The sequence below is a fragment of the Pseudomonas laurylsulfativorans genome, from assembly GCF_002906155.1.
In the GTDB taxonomy this organism is placed as follows: domain Bacteria; phylum Pseudomonadota; class Gammaproteobacteria; order Pseudomonadales; family Pseudomonadaceae; genus Aquipseudomonas; species Aquipseudomonas laurylsulfativorans.
Genome location: NZ_MUJK01000001.1, coordinates 1245597 through 1268791 on the forward strand (window position 1 = coordinate 1245597; position 23195 = coordinate 1268791).

General features: G+C 60.0%; 23 protein-coding genes. 7 read left to right on the top strand and 16 right to left on the bottom strand.

The annotated features are described in order from the left end of the window. Window positions 1-57 precede the first annotated feature (57 nt). The 3 genes from B0D71_RS05525 to B0D71_RS05535 form a co-directional block, all read right to left on the bottom strand. Entirely contained in the window at window positions 58-1458 is a 1401-nt protein-coding gene (locus B0D71_RS05525; protein ID WP_103393842.1) for an aromatic ring-hydroxylating dioxygenase subunit alpha, read from the bottom strand. A gap of 122 nt (window positions 1459-1580) precedes the next feature. Further along, complete coding sequence (locus tag B0D71_RS05530; RefSeq protein WP_103393843.1) at window positions 1581-2579, bottom strand: fumarylacetoacetate hydrolase family protein; 999 nt, start codon at window positions 2577-2579, stop codon at window positions 1581-1583. After that, entirely contained in the window at window positions 2576-3277 is a 702-nt protein-coding gene (locus B0D71_RS05535) for an SDR family NAD(P)-dependent oxidoreductase (RefSeq protein WP_103393844.1), read from the bottom strand. The genes B0D71_RS05530 and B0D71_RS05535 overlap by 4 nt, the downstream gene beginning before the upstream one ends. Window positions 3278-3416: 139 nt before the next feature. Here B0D71_RS05535 and B0D71_RS05540 point away from each other — a divergent pair, with 139 nt between their 5' ends. Further along, on the top strand, window positions 3417-3815 hold the full coding sequence (locus B0D71_RS05540; RefSeq protein ID WP_103394029.1) for a Zn-ribbon domain-containing OB-fold protein: 399 nt from the start codon (window positions 3417-3419) through the stop codon (window positions 3813-3815). Beyond that, window positions 3815-5005: a thiolase family protein gene (locus B0D71_RS05545; protein WP_103393845.1), complete on the top strand. Its 1191-nt coding sequence runs from the start codon at window positions 3815-3817 to the stop codon at window positions 5003-5005. The genes B0D71_RS05540 and B0D71_RS05545 overlap by 1 nt, the downstream gene beginning before the upstream one ends. A gap of 9 nt (window positions 5006-5014) precedes the next feature. Here the strand turns inward: B0D71_RS05545 and B0D71_RS05550 are convergent, their stop codons facing one another. From B0D71_RS05550 to B0D71_RS05575, 6 genes are all read right to left on the bottom strand, one after another. Continuing rightward, a complete protein-coding gene (locus B0D71_RS05550) occupies window positions 5015-5800 on the bottom strand; it encodes an IclR family transcriptional regulator (protein WP_103393846.1) in 786 nt (261 codons plus the stop codon). Window positions 5801-5888: 88 nt separating this feature from the next. Next, a complete protein-coding gene (locus B0D71_RS05555) occupies window positions 5889-7475 on the bottom strand; it encodes an MFS transporter (protein ID WP_103393847.1) in 1587 nt (528 codons plus the stop codon). Window positions 7476-7513: 38 nt separating this feature from the next. Then, window positions 7514-8398 (bottom strand): fumarylacetoacetate hydrolase family protein, encoded by an 885-nt coding sequence (locus tag B0D71_RS05560; RefSeq protein ID WP_103393848.1) that lies wholly within the window; start codon window positions 8396-8398, stop codon window positions 7514-7516. Between the two features lies 1 nt (window position 8399). Continuing rightward, window positions 8400-9350 (bottom strand): VOC family protein, encoded by a 951-nt coding sequence (locus tag B0D71_RS05565; RefSeq protein WP_103393849.1) that lies wholly within the window; start codon window positions 9348-9350, stop codon window positions 8400-8402. A gap of 67 nt (window positions 9351-9417) precedes the next feature. Further along, window positions 9418-10176, bottom strand: coding sequence for an SDR family NAD(P)-dependent oxidoreductase (locus B0D71_RS05570; RefSeq protein WP_103393850.1), 759 nt, complete (start codon window positions 10174-10176; stop codon window positions 9418-9420). Window positions 10177-10226: 50 nt separating this feature from the next. Beyond that, window positions 10227-10463, bottom strand: coding sequence for a ferredoxin (locus B0D71_RS05575; RefSeq protein WP_007942510.1), 237 nt, complete (start codon window positions 10461-10463; stop codon window positions 10227-10229). Between the two features lie 337 nt (window positions 10464-10800). On the opposite strand from B0D71_RS05575, the gene B0D71_RS05580 reads away from it, so the two are divergent. From B0D71_RS05580 to B0D71_RS05595, 4 genes are all read left to right on the top strand, one after another. Next, complete coding sequence (locus B0D71_RS05580; RefSeq protein WP_103393851.1) at window positions 10801-12063, top strand: MFS transporter; 1263 nt, start codon at window positions 10801-10803, stop codon at window positions 12061-12063. 27 nt (window positions 12064-12090) lie between these two features. Beyond that, window positions 12091-12411 carry a 2Fe-2S iron-sulfur cluster-binding protein gene (locus B0D71_RS05585; protein ID WP_095967323.1) on the top strand — a complete coding sequence of 107 codons (321 nt, stop codon included), beginning with the start codon at window positions 12091-12093 and terminating at the stop codon, window positions 12409-12411. Window positions 12412-12431: 20 nt separating this feature from the next. Beyond that, window positions 12432-13667 (top strand): NAD(P)/FAD-dependent oxidoreductase, encoded by a 1236-nt coding sequence (locus tag B0D71_RS05590; protein WP_103393852.1) that lies wholly within the window; start codon window positions 12432-12434, stop codon window positions 13665-13667. 73 nt (window positions 13668-13740) lie between these two features. Beyond that, window positions 13741-14574 carry an oxidoreductase gene (locus B0D71_RS05595; protein ID WP_103393853.1) on the top strand — a complete coding sequence of 278 codons (834 nt, stop codon included), beginning with the start codon at window positions 13741-13743 and terminating at the stop codon, window positions 14572-14574. A 59-nt stretch (window positions 14575-14633) separates the two neighbouring features. Here the strand turns inward: B0D71_RS05595 and B0D71_RS05600 are convergent, their stop codons facing one another. The 5 genes from B0D71_RS05600 to B0D71_RS05620 all read right to left on the bottom strand — a co-directional run bounded on the left by B0D71_RS05600 (window position 14634) and on the right by B0D71_RS05620 (window position 19670). Beyond that, window positions 14634-14984, bottom strand: coding sequence for a nuclear transport factor 2 family protein (locus tag B0D71_RS05600; RefSeq protein WP_103393854.1), 351 nt, complete (start codon window positions 14982-14984; stop codon window positions 14634-14636). A 24-nt stretch (window positions 14985-15008) separates the two neighbouring features. Continuing rightward, window positions 15009-16310 (bottom strand): MFS transporter, encoded by a 1302-nt coding sequence (locus B0D71_RS05605; RefSeq protein WP_103393855.1) that lies wholly within the window; start codon window positions 16308-16310, stop codon window positions 15009-15011. Between the two features lie 44 nt (window positions 16311-16354). Continuing rightward, window positions 16355-17143: an SDR family NAD(P)-dependent oxidoreductase gene (locus tag B0D71_RS05610; RefSeq protein WP_103393856.1), complete on the bottom strand. Its 789-nt coding sequence runs from the start codon at window positions 17141-17143 to the stop codon at window positions 16355-16357. 166 nt (window positions 17144-17309) lie between these two features. Continuing rightward, window positions 17310-18341, bottom strand: a complete 1032-nt coding sequence (locus B0D71_RS05615) for a hypothetical protein (RefSeq protein ID WP_103393857.1) — start codon at window positions 18339-18341, stop codon at window positions 17310-17312. Between the two features lie 51 nt (window positions 18342-18392). Then, entirely contained in the window at window positions 18393-19670 is a 1278-nt protein-coding gene (locus tag B0D71_RS05620; RefSeq protein WP_205885967.1) for a cytochrome P450, read from the bottom strand. Window positions 19671-19852: 182 nt separating this feature from the next. On the opposite strand from B0D71_RS05620, the gene B0D71_RS05625 reads away from it, so the two are divergent. Beyond that, entirely contained in the window at window positions 19853-20518 is a 666-nt protein-coding gene (locus B0D71_RS05625; RefSeq protein ID WP_095967374.1) for a TetR/AcrR family transcriptional regulator, read from the top strand. Window positions 20519-20653: 135 nt separating this feature from the next. On the opposite strand, the gene B0D71_RS05630 is transcribed toward B0D71_RS05625, so the two are convergent. Further along, window positions 20654-22258: a phytoene desaturase family protein gene (locus B0D71_RS05630; RefSeq protein ID WP_103393858.1), complete on the bottom strand. Its 1605-nt coding sequence runs from the start codon at window positions 22256-22258 to the stop codon at window positions 20654-20656. Between the two features lie 85 nt (window positions 22259-22343). Beyond that, complete coding sequence (locus B0D71_RS05635; RefSeq protein ID WP_103393859.1) at window positions 22344-23165, bottom strand: SDR family NAD(P)-dependent oxidoreductase; 822 nt, start codon at window positions 23163-23165, stop codon at window positions 22344-22346. Between the last annotated feature and the right edge of the window lie 30 nt (window positions 23166-23195).

Genomic DNA, 23195 nt, shown 5'->3' on the forward strand with positions numbered 1-23195 from the left:
GTTAATGCTGCGATTGCGGCCCGCGAGGACCGCAATCGAACCAGGGCCAACGGGCGATTATTGCTCGTTCGGTGCAGTCATCAGCTCGTGCCAGTACAACCACCAGTGCCACTGGGTATCGTCCTTGGTGAAACCTTCGTTGACGATGCCAGGGCCAGGCCAGCCCTCGGGGGCGCCGGTTTCAAAGCAGGCCTGGTATTTCAGCGTGCTCTTGCGGCCCATCGCGCCTTTGGCGGCCAGGGTCATATGCGGCCAGGTATCGGAGTCATCCTGCTCGACCATGCCCGAGGTGCCGAACAGCTGGATGGTTTGCTTGAGCATCTTGTCGCGCAGTTCAGGGGACGCGTCTTTCTCGGCAAACACCCAGTTGACGAACTCCAGCTTGTCCGGACCACGCGGCACGTAGGCGTGCAGGGTCATCGAGCCGACGACGCTGCCGTCCGGCTGCGGGATGTAGACAAAGCCGAAGAGAATGTTGGGGAACATCCCGCCGACTTGCGGCGGCATGCTGGTCAGCACTTTCAACTGATCTTCCGACAGGTTGCGCGCCAGTTGCTCGACCATGCCGGCGGTCATGCCGGCCGGAGGCAATGCCTCGAGCTTCTGTTGAACCGACAGCTCTGCCGGGTCGAGGCCGGTCAGGCGCTTGATCTTGCGGGCCAGGTCAATGCAACGCAGTGCATGGCCGTGGGGCGAGCTGATTTCGACGCCGATCATTTCCGGGCTGAGGTCGGCGGTTTCGCCCTCGCCTTTCTTGGCGTAGTTGCCCACTTCGCCCAGCCAGCGGTGCAAGGTCAGGGTGTGGAAACCGTCGGCCGCCGATTGCTCGCCAGCGGTTTTCCAGTTGGCATTGACGATAAAGCGCTGCGGTGGGCCGAGCACTTCCATGCCCTTGTCGGAACGACAGAACAGCATGTCGTAATACCACTTGGCATCGCCCAAGAATTCTTCAAATGAAGGGCCTTCAACGTTCCATGTGGCAAATACCAGGCCGCCATACAGGGTGACGCGTGCCTTTTTCAGGCCCAGCTCCGATTTGGGCAACATCTTGCCGTGCATGCACTCGCGCTCAACCGGCGAGCCGATGAAGTCGCCGTTGGGACGGAAGGCCCAGCCGTGGTAGATGCATTTGTGGATTTGCGTGTTGCCACAGTCGGCGGTGCTGATGCGCATGCCGCGGTGCGGGCAGACGTTGAGGTTGACGAATACCTCACCTTCTTTGCCACGCGCAACAATGACCGAGTCGGAACCCATGTCACGGACCATGAAATCGCCGGAGTTCGGGATTTCCGATTCGTGCCCCAGGAGCACCCAGATCTTGCCGAAGATCTTTTCCATCTCCAGGTCGTAGATTTCGTGGTCAGACAATACACGCATCTGCACTTCACGGCTGGAGGTGTAGATGAGATCTGAAACTTTGGTTCCATCAGACAATACGGGGCTTGTTCTTGTTAGCATGATTGCCTCCTGATCAGAGCGTCACAACGGTAGTCGCGACGAAATATAAGACACTTTTCCTATTTCTGTACATAGAATTCGCCACGAGATGTAAGCAAATCCTTCCGTCATGGGGCTGACCCTCAGCCCTTGGCCGGCGCCGTGCCCACTTGCGTGCGCAGCACACCGATGCCATCGATCTCCAGCTCAACCACATCGCCGGTTTTCAAGTAGCGCAGTTGTTCCAGCCCGCAGCCGTTACCCACCGTGCCAGAGCCCAGGAATTCGCCGGGGTACAGGGTTTCCGAACGGGAAACATGGGCAATCACGTCCTCAAAGCTCCAACGCATGTCACGGGTGTTGCCGCGTCCCCATTCCTCTCCGTTGACCCGGGCAATCATGTTCAGGTCATAGGGGTCCCCCAGCTCATCGGCGGTGACCAGGCAAGGGCCCATGATGTTGGCGGTATCGAAATCCTTGCTCTTGGCCGGGCCGAGCATGCCGGGCATTTCCAGGGCCTGGGCGTCGCGGGCACTCATGTCGTTGAAGATGGTGTAACCGACGATATGGGAACGGGCGGCCTCGCGGCTGATGTCCTTGCCACGCTTGCCGATGTAGCAACCGAACTCCAGTTCGAAGTCCATCGCCCGACTGAAACTCGGCCATTGGAACTCATCGTCGATGCCAATCACGGCAAAACGGTTGCCCTTGTAATAGATGGGCTGCTTGTTGAAGGTCTCGATCACGCGGTCGTCGGCGCGAGTGTTCATCGCCTTCAAGGTGGCTTCCGGGTCTTCGGTGCGCAACGCACGGGCACGACGGGCCGCCGCGAAGCTTTGGCGCAGGTGAAGTTCGAAGCAGGAACAGTCGCGCATTTGCGGCGGGGGCTGAATCGGTGCTCGCAGCTTCACACTGGAACGCTCCAGCACCGCCGCCGATGGCGCCTTGGCCACCAGCGAACGCGCCAGCTCCAATGCCGGTTCACCTGCTTCCACCAGGGCCAGAATGCTGCTCAAAGCCACACTGTCGCGACTTTCCAGCAAGCGATAGGCATTCTGCAGGTCCAGCACTTGCTGATCCTGATTCAACAGCGCGCCCGCGCGATCAAAACCGTCGGCGTCGGTATAGGTCACCAGTCTCATACGCGGCCACTCACTGGCAGCAATGCGCCGGTAACGGCTGCGGCGTCGTCCGACAGCAGAAACGCAACCACGGCCGCCAGCGCCTGCGGCGTCACCCACCGGCTGCAGTCGGCATCGGGCATGTCGGCGCGATTGGCCGGAGTGTCGATAATGCTTGGCAACACGGCGTTGACCGTGACGCCACGATCCTTCAGCTCTTCGGCCAATGCCTCGGTCAAGCGGGCAACACCGGCCTTGGAGGCTGCATAGGCGCCCATCCCCGTTGCAGCCTTGACGGAGGCCAGCGCGCCGATATTGACGATGCGTCCCGCCTCGGAGGCCAGCAACTGCGGCAGCGCCGACTGCGAACTGACTACCGCGGTGCGTACGTTCATCTGGTAAAGGCGATCCCAGGTCTCCAGGGTGCCACCTTCGATGGTCTCCCAGGCAAAGCCGCCCGCCACATTGACCAAACCATCAATACCGCCCAATTGCGCCGCGACCTGGGCAAACGCAGCACTGGCCGACTCGGTGGACGTAAGGTCGACACCGCCCAGACACAGCAGATTCTCAGTATCGAGCAAGGCCGCCGGGACCTCGGCGCGGTCCAGTAGGGCCACCCGGGCGCCGCATGCCAGCAGGCATTTACCAAGCGTGCTGCCGAGGGCACCAAAGCCACCGGTGACGACTACCCTCTTGTCCAGCAATGACTGGGACATCGTGAAATCCTCTTGTTGTTGTTTTGCGGCGCGAACGGTCGATCCGTGCCTTTGCCGGTGTAAATATATGACACTTTTTTAAAATATGTACAAATGATACCGTATGACCTCAAGTCAAACATTCACCTGCGGACCGCTGATGCCTAGAAAACTTCCTGCACTCAACGCCGATAACCGCGCCTTTTGGCAAGGCGGCGAACAGGGCGAATTGCTCATTCATCGCTGCGCGGCCTGCAGCCGGTATTTCCATCCGCCCGCCCCGCTGTGCCCGCACTGCGCCAGCTTCGAGGTGGCGCCGCAGGCGGTGTCGGGCAAGGGCAAAGTGCTCAGCTACACCATCAACTACCAGGCCTGGAACCCCGCCCTGGAAGTGCCCTATGTGGTCGCGATCATCGAGCTGGTGGAGCAACCCGGCTTGCAATTCGTGAGCAATGTGGTGGGGATGCCGGTCGAGGATGTGCACATCGACATGCCGGTACGGGTCAGCTTCCTCAATGTCGAGGATGTCTGGTTGCCTCTGTTCGAGAAGGATCAGTGATGTTCGATCATCGTTATGAAAAAGACGTCGCCATCACCGGCATCGGCCAATCGGAAATCGGACGACCGTCAAACAAATCCGCCATGCGCCTGACCCTCGATGCCTGCCTCGAAGCCATTGCTGACGCCGGCCTGCAGCGCAGCGACATCGACGGCGTGGCTTGCTGGCCGGGCGATAACAACAATGGCGACCCGTTTTCGCCGGTCGGCCCCAGCGCCCTGAAAAGCGCTCTGGGGCTCAACGTCAACTGGTTCGGTGGCGGCTATGAAGGGCCCGGCCCGCTCACCGGCGTGATCAACGGTGCCATGGCGATTGCAGCGGGCTTGTGCAAGCACGTGCTGGTGTTTCGTACCATCACCGAAGCGTCGGCCCGGATGGTCAACAAACAGGCGAGCGCGTTGACCAACAAGACCCAGGGGCGCGACAGCAGCTACGCCTGGCAGTGGTTCACGCCCTTCAATGTGCTGTCGGCTACCAATCTGATGGCGCTGTATGCCCAGCGTCACTTCCATGAATACGGCACCCGCCCGGAGCAACTGGCACAAATCGCCCTGACGTGTCGCCAGAACGCCATGCGCAACCCCAAGGCGGTGTTTCGCACGCCGATGAGCATGGACGACTACATGGCCTCGCGAATGATTTCCTCGCCACTGCGCCTGTTCGACTGCGACGTGCATTGCGATGGCTCCACCGCCATTGTGCTGTCGCGCCGTGATATTGCCCAGGACCTGCCGAACAAACCCATCCGCATCGAGGCGATGGGCGCTGCGTTGAATCAGCCGTGGTCATGGGACCAGATCTCGCTGACCAAAATGGCTGCTTTCGACGTCGGCCAGATGATGTGGGCGCGTACCGACTACACCCCGCAGGACGTCGGCTCCGCGCAGTTGTATGACGGCTTTTCGATTCTGACCATGATCTGGCTGGAAGCCCTGGGCCTATGCCCGACCGGGGGAAGCGGCGCCTTCGTTGAAGGCGGCACCCGCATCGCACTGGATGGCAGCCTGCCGCTCAATACCAACGGCGGTCAGCTTTCAGGTGGCCGAACCCATGGGCTGGGTTATGTGCATGAGGCGTGTTTGCAACTGTGGGGGCGTGCCGAAGGCCGGCAAACCCGTGAACACAGCGTCAGTACGGTGGCAGCCGGTGGCGGCCCGTTGGGGGGCAGCCTGTTGCTGGTGCGCGAGTAACGCAGCGTCTCAATAGAGAACGCCGGCTACTTCGCTACAGAACTCGATCAGTGCCTTGCCCAGGTCGGCAAGGCCTTCTTCATCCCGTTGTCCGCGGAACATCACCGCGGAAACCGTGAAGTCGATGCTGTGGGTCGGCGAGTAGACTGGCGCGGCAATCGCAAGAATTCCCCCGGAGAAATGTCCGTCGTCCAAGGCCCAGCCCCGCTCGGCAGCTTGCCTCACTTCTTCGCGGTAAACTTCCAGCGATAATGGCTGGGCCCATCGAATGGTCTCGAAACTGTTCTGTACCTCTGGGTCGTCAAGGTCGATCTGAGTGGCGAACAAGCGCCCACTGGCACCCATCAAAACCGGTAGTCGCTGACCTTCGGCCATATCGATGCGCACATCGGTCGGGCTGGCAGCGGAACTGACAATGACGATACGGTCCGGGCTCACCTTGCGCCACAGGGTGATGGTCACCCGCTGGCGCGCAGCCAGGTTCTGCAACAGGGGTTTGGCCATCTGTATGCGGTGACCCTGGGTGACCAGTTGTTCGACCAGGCGCGCCAGGCCCAAGCCCACCGAGTAGCGCTTGGACAGGGCACTGAAGTCGACCACGTCCTCTTGCACCAGGGTACGCAGGATGTTGAAGCAGGTGCTGGGGTTGATTTTCAGCTGGCGGGCGATGTCCACCGAGCGTTCCGGTGTCCCCACCTGGCTGAGGTAGCGCAGGATGCGTATAGCGTTGGAAACGGGCTTGACGAGGGTTGCGCCGGCCGATTTGGTGGTGTCGCTGACGTCAGTGAAGTCCATGCCCGATCCAGTAACTTTGAGGTGCCGGCATTCTAACCTGAGAATTGATGGCAACGGAAAAGTTTTAACTGGGAATTATCCGAACGATTTAGTGAGTTTGTTTCTCCAGAGGCTGGTAAATGAGCCGACGGGTTTGCAGGTCTTCGCGACGAAAACGCTCAAGGAGAAGCTCCTGGGTCTGGTCTGCCTGGGTCACCCGCACCTGCTGGCGCAGGTACTCCAGCCATGACTCGACAATGAAGCGCTCGCTGTAAAGCTGCGGGTCCGCCATGTCAAGGTACAGGCGCCAGTTCTGCGCTCCGTTGCGTCGCCGCGCCTTACCTACGGCATACACGGCCTTGAGGAAATCGTCGCGGTCGGGCGTGGTCACTTGATAGACGATCTCCACCGAAACCGGCCCTTCGGAATGACACACCGGGCTGCCCAGTTGCGGATTGTCGGCCATTTGTACTTCGGCAAAATCCGCTTCCTGCCCCAGCTCTATCCGGCCGTTACGCGTCAGCAGGATACCGGCCAACAATAAAAGCGTCGCCAGCAACAGGCTTTCCCTGACGCCCAACGCCTGCGCCAGCGCGCCCCATAACGCGCCGCCAGCCGCCATCGCCCCCATCAGGATCAATACGTAGACCGACGCAACCCGTGCACGCACCCAGTTGGCGGCGTACGTCTGCACAACCGTGGAAATGGTCGCGTTGACCGCCATCCAGCCAAACCCTGCAAGCAACATCATCACGCAGACCCCATAGCGATTGCGCGAAAGCGCAGCGGTCAGGGTGGCGGCAGCAAAGGCAACGGTGCCGCAGATCAGCAAGTGACGCATGCTCACCGAGCGATACAAGCGCGGCAAGATCAGTGCAGCCAGCACGGCACCCGCTCCCAGAAATGCCATGAGCAAGCCGTAGCCGCCCGCCTCCATGCCCAATTGCTGCTTGGCCACCAATGGCATCAATGCCCACAAGGCACTGGCGCTGCTGGTAAACACCAATACCTGCTTCAGCGCGTTGAACAGCACCGCCGAATGCCGGATATAGCGCAGACCACTGCGCATGCCGCCAGTCAGGGTTTCCGGTGGCAAGCCCACCGCCGGCGGATTCGGCCTAAGGCTAAAGAGGAAGAGCAACACGGCGAACAAGCACAGCGCGATCACCAGGAATACCGAGGCGGTGCTCCACCAGGCGATCAGGGCGCCCGCAAGCGCCGGCCCCAAGGCCCGAGTCGCATTGATGGCGATGCCGTTCAATGACACCGCCGCTGGCACCTGATCCCGTGAAATCACGCTGACCATGATCACCATCCACGCCGACATCCCCAAGGCACTGCCGGTGCCTAGCACAAAGGTAAACGCCAACAATCCCCAGGTTTCCAGATGCGCGCTATAGGCCAGTGCGCAAAGCACCAACGCGGCGAACAGCATCATGCACTGCGTAATGATCAGCCAGCGGCGACGCTCCACCCGATCGGCAATCACGCCGCCGGGGAAAGCAAACAGGAATACCGGCAAGGTCACGGCGGTTTGCACCAGAGAGACCATGGCCGCGGATGTGGTCAACGTGGTCATGATCCACGCCGCAGCGACCGTCTGCATCCAGATCGCCATGTTGATCACGGCGCCTGCGAGCCACAAGCCGCGGAACGCCTTGTTGCGAAACGGCGCCCACGCCGAGCCCTCGCTCATCATCACTCCTCAGCGTTTCAGCCGGTTGAAATCAGTGGTTAGTTTTCCAGCGGCTGGCCCAACCGCCCTACGGCACGCGCCGGGTTGAGCTGGCGTGGCAGCGCGATGGTATTGCGCAGTCGACCGATGCCTTGAATCTGCGCCTCGACCCGATCCCCCGGTTGCAAAAAGCGCCCGCTTTCCAGGCCCACACCGTGGGTGGAACCGGTAAACACCAGATCGCCGGGACGCAGGCTGATGCGTGCGTCCAGATAATTGAGCAACTCATCCAGACCGAAAATCATCTGCCGGGTATTGTCTTGCTGACGTAGTTCATCATTGACGCTCAGACGCATATCCAGTGCCGGTTGCCCCGTTACACCCAACTCGTCCGCCGTCACGATCCAGGGCCCCACCGGAGTGGTGCGGTCCATGGCTTTCTGGGTTAACAGGTCCAGGCGTCCAATCTGTTTACCGGCGTCGCGCGCACTGATGTCATTACCCACCGTGTATCCCAGCAAACAATCGCTGGCGTTGGGCTCTGCGAGCAATGGCCGACCGACCACGGCGACCAGTTCCACTTCGTAATCGAGCTGGCGGGTCAACGGTGGAAATTCGATCTCGTCCTCTGCGCCGATCAGTGCTGACTCAGGCTTGATGTAAGCCAGTGGATGAGCCGGCGCATCGCTGCCCAGGCGTTTGAGATGACTGAGGTAATTGAGCCCCACGCCAAACACCCGGCCACCAGGCTCCAGCGGCGCAAGCAGCCGTGCCGCCGACAGCGGCAACCACTCGTCGTCCAGATCAAGCACGTCCGCCACCTGGCCCGCACCCAGCCCGGCCCAGCGAGCGAACGGCGCATTGATCCTGCGCAGGCGATCGGCAGAGGCGTCGAGTAACGCCCAAAACGCCTGCCCCGCCACCTCGACCCGCGCCAGGCGCATGTCAGTGCTTGGCCAGGTAGATGGGCAGGTACTCGGGATCGAGCACTTCTTCCGGCGTTTTGACACTGGCACCGAGAATCGGCCCGACCATTTCGTGACCCCACAGGCTGAGTTTCTCCGGGTTCAACTCGTAGGGGTCGCCCTGCCACGGCTCAATTTCAGCAATGGTCTCGAAGGCAAATCCGGACGGGTTGAAATGGTAGAAGGACAGGTGCGGGTCCTGGGCATGCTGACCGAGGGTCATCATCATCGGCAGTTCGCGCTGGCGCACGATGTCGTAGGTTTCACCGACGTCGCGCACATTGCGCACAAACAGCCCGACATGCTGCACCCCCATGCGACCCGGGCCGTGACCATAGGCAATGTCATGACTGGTGTGATGATTGAGTTTGGAGCGGAAGAAGCCAGTGCGACCTTTGCCAGCACCGGCGCCATACCAGCTGAAGCCCATGACGTTGAGCAGGAAGTCTTCCAGTTCCGGGGTGTAGTCCGGGGTGATCAGGACCACATGGCCGGCGCCACGTTCATCGGCAAGGAAACCGCTGTGCGGGCGACCGGGCTGAAACGAACACGGCAACCACTTTTGCCCGTAAAACAATTCGTGTTGATAGCCCACCGGATCGCGGAAACGTACCAACTCGCGCACGCCGCGCTTTTCACACAACTGAGCGTCGCCACGGATGTATTCAACATTGGCCGCCGCCAGCTTCTTGATACCGTCCTCGAAGGCCATGCGCCCTACCGCTTCCCAGCCAATGTAGGCAATTCTGTCCACTTTGCCTGGATGGAATGCAAAACGATGGCGGCGATCGTCGATTCTGAAGTACAGCGACTCCGGATCACTTTCGGGATTCTTGCCAATGCCGAAGCCCATCACCTGCGGGCCATACTCACGCCACGCTTCGAGGTTGGGGGTCTCGAACCCCATGTAACCGATACCAATGATGTCCACGTTATTTCACCTTGTTATTGTTCGAGATGAAAAGGTGCCAATGGCACCTGCCCTGACGTCGTGTGTACTAAATCGCCAGCAATCCGCCGTCGATGACGATGTCCGAACCGGTTATGAATGACGCTTCGTCAGAAGCTATGAAAACGGCCATCGCCACCACTTCTTCAGGCTCGCCAGGTCGGTCCATCAAGACCCCGTCCAGCAACATGGCACGCATTTTCGGGTCTTCGAGAAATGGCCGAGTGCCCGGCGTAGCGACAAATCCCGGGCTCAAGCTGACCGCCCGAATGCCAAATGGCGCACCCTCCACAGCCACTTGCCGAGTGAACGACACCACAGCGCCCTTGGCGGCAGAATGCGCTGAAATACCGGCCACTTTTGAACCACCCCATGCCGCCGTGGAGGACACGTTGATGATCACCCCGCGCTGCTCGGCCAAATGATTCCAGGCATATTTGGTGGTGTAGAACAGCAGGTCGATTTCGTTACGCATGGTGAACTGCCAGTCTTCGACCGAGAGTTCGCTGACCAGCCCGAAACGTGCGGCGGATGCATTGTTGTACAGAATGTCGATGCGCCCGTGCTCAACGACGGCGGCATCGATCCAGGCCTTGGCCTGTTCGTGATCGCCCAGGTCGACGGGGGCCGAGCCATACAGGGTAAAGCCCTCGGCTCGCATCAAGGCTGCCGTCTCTTCATGGCCTTCGGCGTTAAAGTCGCAACCGACCACAATCGCCCCTTCACGGGCAAAACGCAGCGCTGCCGCCCGGCCCTGGCCACCACCGGTACCGGTGATCAACGCGACTTTGTTGTGTAAACGTCCCATCCGCACATCCTCAACTCTGTGGTTATCAGTGACGACTGGTGCTCACGCCATCAAACGGCTTCGTCTTCCGGGGTGATGGGCTCAAGCCAGATGGCCTCGGCCGGACAGGCGGCGGCACCTTCACGGGCCTCCTCCTCCAACTCGGGCGGTACACGGGCATCGTCCATGTACACCAGGCCATCGGCATCAAGCTTGTACAGGCTGGGGCAGATCGCGGCACACAAGCCGTAACCACAGCAGCGGCTACGGTCTGCCACGGCCTTGAATTGCGCTTTTTCTGAACTCACTTTTTTTCTCCTTATCAGGTCCAGTCACGGCAAATTATGAACACTTATTTATTTTATGTGCAATTAATTTTTAGCGCGGATATGCTGGCAGTCATCGGCGCCTGCAAAACACCTTGGTGGGCTTGAGGCGACGGGATGTTGAACAGACTGATTCAAAGGTGTGTTCGACGCAGGAAATTCGTTTGTCTGTGAGTCAGATAGCTCTGCTGGACAAAGCGAAAATCCTGTTTTTATTCTGAATAAAAGATCGGATTCTGTTTAAAGAATCTGCAAGCGGTGGTTCTCCCCTCCTTGCAGCAGTGCTTGGCTCAACAAAACCTATAAGGAAGCCAACCCCATGCACCCTTCAAAAAATGAAGCGGCCATTGATCTTCACGAGTTCCGACAGGGCTGGAAGATCCTCATCCTGGCGGTCGCCGGCGTTGCCATCAGCATCAACGCGGCCCTGCTCTATGGCTTCGGCACATTGGTCGTACCGCTGGGCGATGCGTTTGGCTGGAGCAAAAGCGAACTGCAGGCCTGCATTACCTTCTTGTTTGGTGGTGCGGTCGTGTCGTTGCAGCTCGTGGGTTGGTTCAACCTGCGCTACGGCATCAAGCGCGTGACCGTCATATCACTGTTGCTGTTGTCGCTCGGCTACCTGGCGACCACCCAACTGACCCACTCGATCTGGTCGATGTACTTAGCCTTTGCCTTACTGCCCATCGTCGGCATGGGTGCACTGGCCGTCACCTGGACACAGCTGTTGAGTCTCTGGTTCGACCGCAATCGCGGCCTGGCGCTGGCCATCGGTCTGTCAGGCACCGGGGTGACCGCCGCCACCATTCCTCGGTTGATGGCCTGGGGCATCGAACAATGGGATTGGCGCGCAGCCTTTGTGATCCTCGCGCTGCTCAACCTGTTGGTGCTGCTGCCGCTGATTCTGCTGTGGTTCAAACTGCCCACCGCAGCCGGCAACAGCAACGACGACAAGGCCCTGGCGGAGCTGCCGGGGGTGAGTTTTCGCGAAGGCATGGGCTCACTGAAATTCTGGACCTGCAACCTGGCATTGAGCCTGGTGATTTCGTCGATTGTCGGCATGGTCACCAGCACGGTTCCGATGCTGCAGGCCAAGGGGCTTTCAGCGGCCGATGCCACCACGATTTTCAGCTGCTTCGGCATCTCGCTGATCTTCGGGCGAATGCTCATCGGCTACCTGCTGGACCGTCTGTGGCCACCGGCGGTGTCGGCGATCAGCCTGGTGCTACCGGCCGTCGGTTGCCTGGTCTATCTCAGCGGTACTGTCGAGTTCGCGCCCCTCATGCTCGCGGCGATACTGGTCGGCTTCGGTGCCGGCGCGGAGTTCGATATCGCTGCGTTCCTGATCGCCCGCTACTTCGGCCTGCGTGAATACGGCCGTCTGTTTGGCGTCCATCAGGGCTTGAACACCGTGGCCTCGGCACTCGCGCCGCTGCTCTTCGCCTATCTGCTTTCAAGCACCGGTTCCTACACCGCCATGTTGGTGTACAGCGCTATTTGCTGCCTGATCGGTCCCCTGCTGCTACTGACCCTTGGCCGAGTGCCGCGCTTCGATGCGCAGGCACTGCCCAGCCATTCCTGAACCACTCCAACAAAACCGGAGCAGAACATGCCCACTCTGACGTTTATCGAACACAACGGTACCGCCCATCAGGTCAAAGGCGACATCGGCCAATCGGTCATGCAAGCCGCGACCTTTGCTTCGGTGCCGGGCATTCCCGCCGACTGCGGCGGCGCCTGCAGCTGCGCCACTTGCCACACCTATGTCGACGAAGCCTGGCTGGGCAAAGTGCAAGCAGCAGAGAGCATGGAAAACGACATGCTCGAGTACGCCTTCGAGCGTCGCGACAACAGTCGACTGAGCTGCCAATTGATCATCAGCGAAGAGATGGACGGCATGGTGTTGCACCTGCCTTCATCGCAATTCTGAATACGCCCCAAGGAGTTGTCATGACCCTCGCCTCAGTCGTTATTGTCGGTGCTGGCCAAGCCGGCTTCCAGGTTGCCAGCTCACTGCGCCAGGAAGGTTACCAAGGCCAAATCACCCTGATCGGTGATGAGCCCGGCCTGCCCTATCAGCGCCCGCCGCTGTCGAAGGCGTACCTGCTTGGCAAGATCCAGGACACCAACCTGTTGTTCCGTCCTGCCGACTTTTATGCCACCCAGCGCATAGAGTTGTTGCATGACCAGGTAACGGCGATTGACCGCCAGAACCGTCGGGTGGTCCTGGCCTCGGGAGATGCCATCCACTATGACCACCTGGTCATGGCCACCGGCGCACACAATCGCCCTTTGCCGGTGCCGGGGGCCGAATTGCCGCAAGTATTCGGCATCAAGACCAAAGCCGATGCCGATGCACTGGCGCCACTGGCAAAGGCAGCGCGCAATGTCGTGGTGATCGGCGCCGGTTTCATCGGCCTGGAATTCGCCGCGGTAGCCGCGGCGCTGGGGGCCAACGTGCATGTGCTGGAACTGGCCGAGCGACCGATGGCGCGTGCGGTGTCCCGCGAGATGTCCGAACTGTTCCGCCAGGCACATGAACAATGGGGCGTGCACTTCGACTTCCGCGAGGGATTGAGCCGCATCGATGGCGACAACGGCAAGGTGTGCGCCGTGCAAACCGCCGACGGCCGTGCCCTGCCCGCCGACCTGGTGGTGTTTGGCATTGGCGTAATCCCCAATGCACAACTGGCAACGGAAGCAGGCCTGGCCATCGAGAACGGCATCAAAGTGGATGCCAACCTGCTCTCCTCTGACCCTCGGATCTCGGCCCTGGGCGATGTTGCGAATTTCCCTTGCCTGCAAAACGATGAAAAACATACCCGCCTTGAGTCGGTGCAGAACGCCGTTGACCAGGCCCGCGCCGTGGCCGCCCGCTTGATGGGTAAACCGGCACCCTACGGCGCCCTGCCCTGGTTCTGGACCGATCAGGGCGACCTCAAGTTGCAGATTGCCGGACTCTCCAACGGCTACGACAGCACCGTGGTCCTTGGCTCTGCCGAAGCCAAACAGCTTTCTGTGCTGTGCTTCCGCAATGATCGACTGGTGGCCGTGGAGTCCTGCAACCGCATGGGCGATCACATGGCCGCGCGCAAGATTCTCTCCCGCGCACCCAGGCTGACCGCCGCCGAAGCCTCAGCAGAAGGCTTCGATCTCAAAGCCTGGGAAGTGGCCAACCGCGACTGATACTGCCCCCTCCAAGCCCCTGGCCGCACCCGCATCGAGTGCGGCTTTTTCTTGCAACGACTGGAGCAACGCAATGAACAAAGTCTGGTTTGTCACCGGTGCGGCCCGCGGCCTGGGCGCCGCCATTGCCGAAGCCGCCCTGGACGACGGGGACAAGGTCGTGGTCAGTGGACGACGCATCGAACCGCTGCAAGATGTCTTTGCCGAATATGGCGACCGTGTTTTGGCCGTGGCACTCGACGTGACCGATGAGGCTCAGGCATTGAATGCCGTGGAGGCTGCGGTGGCACGTTTTGGCCGCATCGATGTGTTGGTCAACAATGCCGGCTACGGCCAATTGGCGCCCTTCGAAGACAATCTCGCCAGTGAAGCCGACCAACAATTTGCAACCAACGTGTTTGGTGTGTTCAACGTCTGCCGCGCCGTACTGCCCGTGATGCGCGGGCAACGCAGCGGCCAGGTGTTCAACGTGTCGTCGATGGGCGGTGTGGTGGGGATGGGCGGCGCGGCACTCTACTGTGCGTCGAAATTTGCCGTGGAAGGCTTTTCCGAGTCTCTGGCCCAGGAAGTGGCCCAGTTCGGCATCAAGGTGACGCTGGTGGAGCCCGGCGTGTTCCGTACCGACTTCCTCGATCCCAGCTCCGCGATTTTTGGCACGCGTGGGCTAGAGGATTACGTGGCGTTCACCGCCAAGATCAAAAGTGCATCGGCCGCCTACAACCACCAGCAAACCGGCAATCCGGCGAAGCTGGGGCAAGCATTGGTGAAACTGGCCAACAGTGAGCATCCACCGTTGCGCTACCTGGCCGGCTCCGACGCCTATCAGCAGGTCAGTGACAAGCTCAACAAGATGCTCGCCGAAGTCGAACTCTGGCGACATCTTTCCTTCTCCACCGATGGCGTATAGCACCCCATGCACAAAGCGCAACCAGGAGGTTGCGCTTTGTATATCTGAAGCTTCGACGCTTACATGTTGATGAAGTAGCGAACAAACAACTTCCCTTCCTCGAACCGGTACAACTCTATCGTCTCGATGCCGCCTTCCTGCTCGCGAAAGGCATTCAGGTGATGGCACGCCGCTTCATTGCCATTGACGATGCATTGCCGCACCTCGACGCGAATCTTCGGTTGCTGCTGCGCCCACATGCCTTCCAGAACCTGCCAGGCGTCGTGCTGTGGTTTGCCGAGGTATTCGATACTCAAGCCATTGGTCGATACGCTGCGGTAGTGGGCAAAAAAACCCTCTTTGTCACCGCGGTTCCAGCAGTCGATCTGGCCGTGCAGGAAGTGTTCGATTGCGAGTTTGTCCATGCTCATTGCACATTTATCCTCGGATAGGGGTCAGGCGTGTTGTTGTGTTTGCAGGGATTGTTGACGCGCCAGAAATGCCGGCTCCATTTTCAGCCACAACAGAATGCTCGGGCCGATAATCGCGCAGCAGAAACAGCACACCAGTACCGCTGAGTAGCTGCCGTACACGTCGTAAAGATGACCGAACAGCATCGGCACCAGGCCGGATACGACGGTGATCAGGCACAGGTGCAAACCGAAGATCCGCGCGTAGTCTTTCAGGCCGAAGTAGCGCGCCATCAAAAAGGCTGCGAGGTCGAACTCAGCCCCGGCACTGGCGCCGATGCACAAGGTGGCGAGCACCAGTAGCGGCGTGTTCTGCGCGCCGCCGAACAGAAAAATGGCACAGCCTAACGCTGGCAACGCAAGGCTCACCGCCGCGACCACCGAGGGTGAATAGCGGTCCAGCAGGTACCCCACCAGCAATCGACCGCCGATGATGGAAATGCCAAAGGTGCTGAAGACCTGAGCGGCCTCTTGAGCGCTCAAGCCCTTGCTTTGCAGCATCGGCACCATGTTGGTGACCATGCCCACGGTCAACGACACCGATAGAATCAAGGCGACGTTAAAGCCCCAGTACACGCCTGAACGCAAGGCTTGCCTGAAAGACAGGCCGCTCAGTTCAGGAAGTGCTTTTTGCTCCGTCGAGTCGGTATTGCCCAGCGGCGAAGGCATGCGCAGCCACATCAATGACAACGGCAGCGTGAACAGCAAAGGCATCGCCCCCAAGGCAATGAAACCGGCTTGCCAACCGTAGGCGGCAATCAGTCGCGACAACAGGGGCGGCAGAATCATCGCCATCAGCCCGGTGCCACACAGGATCACCGCCAACGCCAGGCCACGATTGCGCTCGAACCAGAGGTTGACCAGTTGCGTCCAGGTAATCGCAATAGTGCCTGCACAGACAATCGGCATACTGAAAAACGCCAGGTACAACCAGCCAATGGAACCCTGAATGCGGGTAATGGCGAAGTAACCGATGATCTGCAGCACGATCGACACAATCGCCACTCGGCGCAAGCCGTAACGACGATAAAGCGGCCCCACCAGTTGCGTGGAAATCGCCACGCCGGCGAACAGAAAAGTGATCGATGCCTGCAAGTCGCCCCGGCTCCAGCCAAACGCCTGTTCCAGCGGAATGACCAGGGTGCCGAAGGCATACAGCAAGGCGGCGGTGATGCTGGTGCAAATGCCGAACAGCCCCAGAAGCACCACCTTCCAGCCACGCTTGAACTCGGAGAAATCATTGCCCCCGTGGGACCTGTCATTGCCATTGCGTGTTTCGGTTGTCATGACCTGACTCCAGGCGCAGCCGCCAGCGCGGATGCGCGACTTGATTATTGGCCCTTGAGGATTTCTTCGACTTTGGGCAGCGCGATCATGGTGGCACCGCCGTCCACCAGCAGCGAAGTACCGGTGATGTATGAAGCCTCGTTGGAGCTCAGAAACAACACGGCATTGGCAATGTCCGCAGATTCACCCAGACGCCCCACCGGAAAATGTGCGGCGAGTTTGTGCGGCAGATCGTTACCCAGGGTTTCCAGCATATGGTCGGTGCCGATGAGTCCTGGCTCGACGACGTTGACCAGAATATTCATCGCACCAAATTCCACCGCCAGACCTCGAGCGAACGAGTTCATGAAGGCTTTGCTTGAGCCATAGGCAATCAGTCGTGGCGTGTATTTGCGGTTGGCTTCGCCGGAGGAAATGAAGATCAGCCGGCCTTTGTCGACCGCTTTGGACAGGTACGGTGCGCTGTCCTTGGCCAGCCAGAACAACGATTGAATATTGCTGCGAACGATATGGTCGAAGGTGTCGTCGGCCATTTCGGCGATCAGCCCGTGGCTGGTATCAGCGGCGCAATGCACCACGATGTCCAGACCGCCAAAGTGCTCGACGCCACCCTGCACCATTGACTTGATGGCGTCGCGATCGGCGATGTCGCCGCCGACCAGGCAGGCTTGGGCGCCCAGTGCCCTGATTTGCTCGATGGTTTCTTCGCCATATCGAGCGGTGCGTGCCGATACCACGACCTTGGCGCCCTCTCGGGCATAGGCCAGCGCAATGGCACGCCCCATGCCTCGGCCGGCACCGGTGACCAGCACAACTTTGTCACGGAATTTCATCGCGGTTCCTCATTGTTATTATTGGTAGAGGCTTCTGATGCAACGCGAATCCCCTGTAGGAGCGAGCCTGCTCGCGAAAAACCCGAGAGCACTGTTGGCTATCAGACCTGGCGCGTTATCGTTCACGTCCATCGCGAGGCTGCTCCCACAGGGAAAATCGGCAGGTTTAGAGATCCTTGCCCGGCACATTGCGCGCCGAACCGTTACGCCGGTCCGACTCGCCCCAACCCAGCCAGTGCGACGGCTCGCGGGTATCGCCCACACGGCGCCAGCGCCCTTCTTGCTGTGCGGTAATGGGGAAACCGCCAACAAAGTCGATCATCTCGCCCTTCTCGTCCGGCAAAAATTCCCACTCTTCCTTGCCTTCCAGCACGATCCTGGCCGACTTCAGGAAGTAGCTACCGTCCTTGTGTTCGGTTTGCCCTTCGATGTCGGTGGTGACCCGCACCTCGCCTTTTTCATTGTTGAAAATGGCGTAGCCCAAGTGATCGTGGCCGACCATGAAGGAGCCGGTATCCCAAGTGCCGTCCTTGTAAACGGTGACAAACGACCACCAGATCACGTGCTTGTTGTTGTTCACCACCAGGTCTTTCTTGAAGTGGATGGCGCCGCCTTCAGCCATGTAGAACTGGTCCAGGGCCATGGCGCCTTTTACCGGACGCCCTTCGCACACACCGGCGATGTCCCACAATTGCGAAACATAGAAAGTGCCCCACTCCACCCCCGGCAAGTACCACTGCAACCCCGGGCCGAGCAGGCGGCCTTCGAGGTGAAACAGGCCTTCTTCTTTCCAGGTCAGGCGTTCGCTGCTGGCGGTGATCTCCCAGGCGTTTCCGGCCTCATCCGGATGGCTGGCCCAGCGCGCGATATCGCCCTCCAGGCTGTGCACGGGCAACGGTGTCAGCGCTTGCTTGGCCATTTTTTCGTGGTCCATGCGCAGGTTGACGTTGTCGACGTGGTTGTTCAGGTAGAAGAACTTGGTCGGGTTGGGCGTGCCATTGGGCGCCATCAGCGAGCGGACGAATGAATAGATGTTGCCCTGCTCATCGCGCACCGATCCGAACGGCGAACTCTTGCTCAAGTGCAAGCCGAAGAAACCGCGTTCGGCCGACATCGAAGCGCCGGTCACCTTGTGCGGCCCAACCAGTTGTTGAAAGCCGAAATCACCGCGTTCTGGAATGGTTTTGAACGTTCTCATAGTGCCCTCTGTTGTTTTTATCAAGGCTTGGAAACGATGTTGTAATGAGGTTCAGTCCCAGATCACTGGCAACCTGGAAACCCCGCGCAGCTGTGCACCGGCGATCTGCGGCACAGGCTCGCTCGGGTCGAGGCGCAAGTTGGGGAACAGATCGAGAATGGCGTTGACCGCGCAGCTGATTTCTACCTTGGCCACAAACTGGCCAATGCACATGTGCGGGCCGAAACCGAAACCGAAGGACGGTTTTGGCTTGCGATCAATGTCGAAGACATCGGGGTTTTCGAAGGCGTCTTCGTCGCGGTTGGCAGAAACCACCATGCATTGGACGAAAGAGCCCTTGGGGATTTTCACGCCATGAAATTCCACTTCCTTGGCGGTTTCGCGCACCTTGAAGGTGGCGACCGGTTCAAAGCGTGTGGTTTCGTCCATCAATTTGCCGATCAGCGAACGATCGGCCTTCACGCGCTCCAGCAACCCAGGCGTGGAGAGCAGCAAGGTCATGACCGAACCGAACATGCGCGTGGTGGTTTCGCCGGCGGCCGGTAGCAACGAGCGGGTGAACGTGATGACTTCGTGGTCGTCCAGCGTGCGCCCTTCGTATTCGGCGCGCAGCAAGCGGCCAATCACGTCGTCACCCTGGCTGCCGTCGGCGCGTCGTTGCACCACGACTTCTTCCAGAGCGTCGTACAACCCCTTGACGGCGATACCGGCCTGACGCCGCGCCTCGACCATCTTGTCCGGGTCGATCTGGTTGCCACCGACAATCGCCAGCGCCCAGGCGGCGTATTGCTTGTACTTGGACGGTTCATCCGATGGGAAGCCCATCAAGGCGTACATGACGCGAATCGGCAATTCGAGACCGAACTTCATCAGGTCGGCTTTCTTCGCCGACAGCATCGGCTGGATGTACTCCTGGCGAATCACCTGGTCGATCTGCGGGCGCCATTTATTCACGGTCTCGGGCATGAACGCCGGTTGCAGCAAGGCTCGTACCTTGCGGTGCTCGTCGCCGTCCATGGCCAGGATGATCAAGCCATCGAAAAACGCACCCAGACCTTCGGCAATAAAACCGCTGGTGTAGGTCGCGCCGTCACGCAGAACCGTCATCACGTCCTGATATTTGAACAAGGCGTAGGTCGGGCGCGTGCCCTGCTGGGTACCGGCATTGGTCGGGACGCCGAACTGGGTGATGAAGTCGCCCTCGTAGATCGGCGATTTCAAGCGCTGTTCGCGGCAGACCGCGTGAATATCCAGGTCAGTGCCGCGGTACATTGCCGAGACGGCGGAATACGCGGTTGCCAGGTCCAGTGCTGCGCTTTCGTTGCTCATCAGGATCTCCAGTCTTGTTTTTCTTCTGCTTGCACACCAAGATTGCCCGGCGGCCGAACCATGGTATGCGGTTGTGCCGGCACGGGTGTTCCGCTTCGTTTGACTCGGGGTCAAACGAAGGCTTCCGGGAAAATGCTTCAAGGTGTGAATAGCCAGAATCATTCAGGCATGAGGAGTACGTGGTGGCGGTAAAGGCTGGAGAAGGTGGCGAACAGGGCAAGCGCAATACCATGAATCGCCTGCTCGCGGCTGCGCGGGTGGAGTTCGCCAAAAAAGGCCTGGCCGGTGCGCGAGTGGAAGAAATCGCCCGCGAGGCCGGGGTCACCAAGCAACTGGTCTACCACTACTATGGCTCGAAGGAAGGCCTGTTCGTGGCGGTGCTGGACGAGTCGTCGAGCAATATCATGTCGGAGTTGGTCAACCTCAAAGTCGAGGAACTGGCCCCGCCGCTGGCGATGCGGACCGTGCTCAACCATTTCTTCGACCAATACCGCTTTGACCCTTTTCTCGGCAGCCTGGCGCTGGAAGGCATTCGTTATCACGACGCGCACCAGACACCCCGCAATCACTTTCTGGAAATGGCGCCCGCGCTGATCAACAAACTCGATGCGATTTTGCTACGCGGGGCGGCCAGCGGCGATTTTCGTGCGGGTATCAACCCACGCCTGTTGCTGGCCAGCGCATCGCTGGTCACCACGGGCTGGTTCACCAACCGCTACTCGATGTCGGCGCTCGCAGGGCTCGATACCGACTCCGCGGAAGGCATGGCCACCTGGCGTCAGTATTCGGCGGACTTTGTCCTGGCAAGCATTTCACTGGGTGCAGAAAAAAACGCCGACAGCCTTTGACGGCTGCCGGCGTTTTCCTTCGGTTCGGTCCACAGACCTGTAGGAGCCGGCTTGCTGGCGATAGCAATCAGATCGACGACATCGATGTTGAGCGATCTACCGCCATCGCTGGCAAGCCACCTCCTACAGAACCGCTCAGTTACCCTTTTTACCCAGGTATTTGCTCACACGCTTGGCCGCCAAACGACCGGCCATGCCGTTGACCCCTCCACCCGGGTGAATGCCGGCGCTGCCCAGGTACAACCCCGCCACCGGCAAGGTGTCGCCGCCCAAACCATATGCAGGGCGCATGGTGCTTGAGCGCATCGAGGTGGTGTCGATGTGCACCACGCAGCCATTGACGGTATTCAAGCGAGCAGTAAAGTCCGGGGCAGCCTCGATACGGCGTCCAATCACTTTCCCCTCGATCCCGTCGATATAGTCGTACAACTGCGCCTGCACCTGATCCGCCACCCGCTCGCGCAGTGCATCCCAGCCCTCATTGGGGTTCACCGGCATTACCGGCGGATAGATGTACAACACGTCCTGGCCGGCGGGTGCTTGTGAGGGGTCGGCGGCGCTCGGTGCGGCCACGGTGATGTAGGGTAGCTTCGGTACTTCGCCACGGGCGCAGGCGGCGAAGTTTTCCAGCACGGCCTCTTCGGTGCCGATCAACACCACGGTTTTACGCAGGTCCACACCATCACCGCGTGCTGCGGCAAAACGTGGCAGGGAAATCTGCCCACGCAAGGCAACGTCTATCTTGAGCGGGCCCGAGCCCCTGCCATTGGCCGGCGCCATGGCGATGCGCGTCAGCAAATGCTGGGGAATCTCGCCGCGGGTAACCATGTCCAGCGCGGGCTTGGGATGGCACCCGGCGATCACGGCACGGGCGGTAAACTGGCGGCCATCGGCCAATTTGACGCCTTTGATCTGGCCGTCTTTGGCGACGATTTCACCGACGCTGGCGGAGACCAGCACCTTGCCGCCGAGTTCTTCCAGACGTGCCTGCATGGCATTGCTCAATTGCTGCATGCCACCGATCACACGGCCTACGCCAAAACGGTGGAGGAACCCCAACAAAGCGTAATAGATACCACCGCCATCGGCGCTGATATCGCCCGCCAACCCCGTCAGTGCGCACATCGCGGAAACGGTCACCGGATGCTCGAAGCGTTCGCGTGCCGCCTGCAGGGCGGAACCGGTCATCAGCGCCATCAATTCAGGTTTCAAGGCTTTGTGTTTGATCGCGGTACCGAGCATCTTCAGCTTGACGCCCAGGTTCGACTTGGCCGGGTCAACGCGCATCATCGGCAACGCGATGTCGAGGAACATGTCGATGACTTTCATGAACGCCAGAAACGCCTCGGCGTCCTTGCTGCTGAAGCGGCGGATCTCGGCGGCGGTTTTCTCGCGATCACGCCAGAAAATCAGCGACTGCCCATCCGGGTGCAGATACACGTAGCCGGGTGCCAGCTCCACCGACTTGAAGCCGTGGCGCTCCAGCCCCAACTCTGCTGGCACATGGGAATGGACACGCATCGACATCATGTCCAGTGCACAGGGATGAACCAGATGCTGCGGCGCTTCGGGTATCAGATAACCCGATGAAGCCATGCCGCCGACTTTGTCCAGCGCCTCCACGACCAATACCTTCTTGCCTTCCATGCCCAGGTAGCAGGCCGCCGACAAACCATTGGTGCCACCACCGACCACGATCACATCGAAATCAGTGTTTCCCGCTGTTTGGTTCTGATTCATCACTTGCTTCCATGACGTCATTCAACCACGGCGGCACGCAGCGGCTGTGGTGGCGAAGATACGCCCCGGCGAACCGGGGCAAGCGTTACATGCCGGTGCGTCCCATCTGCGCGAACAACGCGCGCATCGCGACCAGGGAGGGGGTGTGGCTGCTGAAACCACCGTCGGCGACCAACGTGGTGCCGGTGACGAAGGAGGATTCATCGCTGGCCAGGAAAGCCACCACATCGGCAATCTGCCGAGGCGTACCGAGTTCGGCGGTACAGTGGTTATCGCGCAGGATGTCGAGCAAAGGCTCGGGCATGGCGTGCTCTGAAGGCGCCAGGCCGATTTGCACCGCGTTACCGCGAATACCTTGCTTGCCGTATTGCGATGCCACCATGCGCGGCAACATCATCAGGCCCGCTTTTGACGTGGCGTAGCCGGTCAGGGACATATCGCCCTGCATCCCCAGGCCCGAGGTGGCGTAAATGATCGAGCCCTTGCCGTGCTCCAGCATCACCGGGATCACATGCTTGGTGCACAACACGGCGCCACGCAGGTTGACGGCGATGGCGCGGTCCCAGGCCTGCATGTCGAGGTTGACGAAATCGCGATCGAGCTGACGCTGCTCGGCATTCAGGATTGCCGCGTTGTTGTGCAGGATGTCGATACGACCGAAGCGTTCTTTCACCTGGGCAACCATCGCCCGCACAGCGTCTTCGGACGACACGTCCGTGGCAATCGCCAGGGCTTGATGGCCCTCGGCAATCAGCGATTGGGCCACAGCCGTGGCGCCCTCGAAATTGATGTCGACCACCGCTATGCTCGCGCCATGGGACGCCAGCACCCGGGCGCACTCGGCACCCAGGCCGCCGCCAGAGCCGGTAATGATGGCGACCCGTCCTGCCAGTTTTCCTGTACTCATGTCCGTTCCTTATTGTTTTTTGGGGGACGT

Bases quoted from the DNA above. Each gene is read 5' to 3' on its own strand.
- B0D71_RS05610 (WP_103393856.1), bottom strand. From the start codon at position 17,143: ATGAAATTCCGTGACAAAGTTGTGCTGGTCACCGGTGCCGGCCGAGGC.
- B0D71_RS05585 (WP_095967323.1), top strand. From the start codon at position 12,091: ATGCCCACTCTGACGTTTATCGAACACAACGGTACCGCCCATCAGGTC.
- B0D71_RS05540 (WP_103394029.1), top strand. From the start codon at position 3,417: ATGCCTAGAAAACTTCCTGCACTCAACGCCGATAACCGCGCCTTTTGG.
- B0D71_RS05535 (WP_103393844.1), bottom strand. From the start codon at position 3,277: ATGTCCCAGTCATTGCTGGACAAGAGGGTAGTCGTCACCGGTGGCTTT.
- B0D71_RS05545 (WP_103393845.1), top strand. From the start codon at position 3,815: ATGTTCGATCATCGTTATGAAAAAGACGTCGCCATCACCGGCATCGGC.
- B0D71_RS05630 (WP_103393858.1), bottom strand. From the start codon at position 22,258: ATGAATCAGAACCAAACAGCGGGAAACACTGATTTCGATGTGATCGTG.
- B0D71_RS05615 (WP_103393857.1), bottom strand. From the start codon at position 18,341: ATGAGAACGTTCAAAACCATTCCAGAACGCGGTGATTTCGGCTTTCAA.
- B0D71_RS05590 (WP_103393852.1), top strand. From the start codon at position 12,432: ATGACCCTCGCCTCAGTCGTTATTGTCGGTGCTGGCCAAGCCGGCTTC.
- B0D71_RS05560 (WP_103393848.1), bottom strand. From the start codon at position 8,398: ATGCGCCTGGCGCGGGTCGAGGTGGCGGGGCAGGCGTTTTGGGCGTTA.
- B0D71_RS05580 (WP_103393851.1), top strand. From the start codon at position 10,801: ATGCACCCTTCAAAAAATGAAGCGGCCATTGATCTTCACGAGTTCCGA.
- B0D71_RS05570 (WP_103393850.1), bottom strand. From the start codon at position 10,176: ATGGGACGTTTACACAACAAAGTCGCGTTGATCACCGGTACCGGTGGT.
- B0D71_RS05525 (WP_103393842.1), bottom strand. From the start codon at position 1,458: ATGCTAACAAGAACAAGCCCCGTATTGTCTGATGGAACCAAAGTTTCA.
- B0D71_RS05620 (WP_205885967.1), bottom strand. From the start codon at position 19,670: ATGAGCAACGAAAGCGCAGCACTGGACCTGGCAACCGCGTATTCCGCC.
- B0D71_RS05605 (WP_103393855.1), bottom strand. From the start codon at position 16,310: ATGACAACCGAAACACGCAATGGCAATGACAGGTCCCACGGGGGCAAT.
- B0D71_RS05555 (WP_103393847.1), bottom strand. From the start codon at position 7,475: ATGAGCGAGGGCTCGGCGTGGGCGCCGTTTCGCAACAAGGCGTTCCGC.
- B0D71_RS05530 (WP_103393843.1), bottom strand. From the start codon at position 2,579: ATGAGACTGGTGACCTATACCGACGCCGACGGTTTTGATCGCGCGGGC.
- B0D71_RS05550 (WP_103393846.1), bottom strand. From the start codon at position 5,800: ATGGACTTCACTGACGTCAGCGACACCACCAAATCGGCCGGCGCAACC.
- B0D71_RS05635 (WP_103393859.1), bottom strand. From the start codon at position 23,165: ATGAGTACAGGAAAACTGGCAGGACGGGTCGCCATCATTACCGGCTCT.
- B0D71_RS05600 (WP_103393854.1), bottom strand. From the start codon at position 14,984: ATGAGCATGGACAAACTCGCAATCGAACACTTCCTGCACGGCCAGATC.
- B0D71_RS05595 (WP_103393853.1), top strand. From the start codon at position 13,741: ATGAACAAAGTCTGGTTTGTCACCGGTGCGGCCCGCGGCCTGGGCGCC.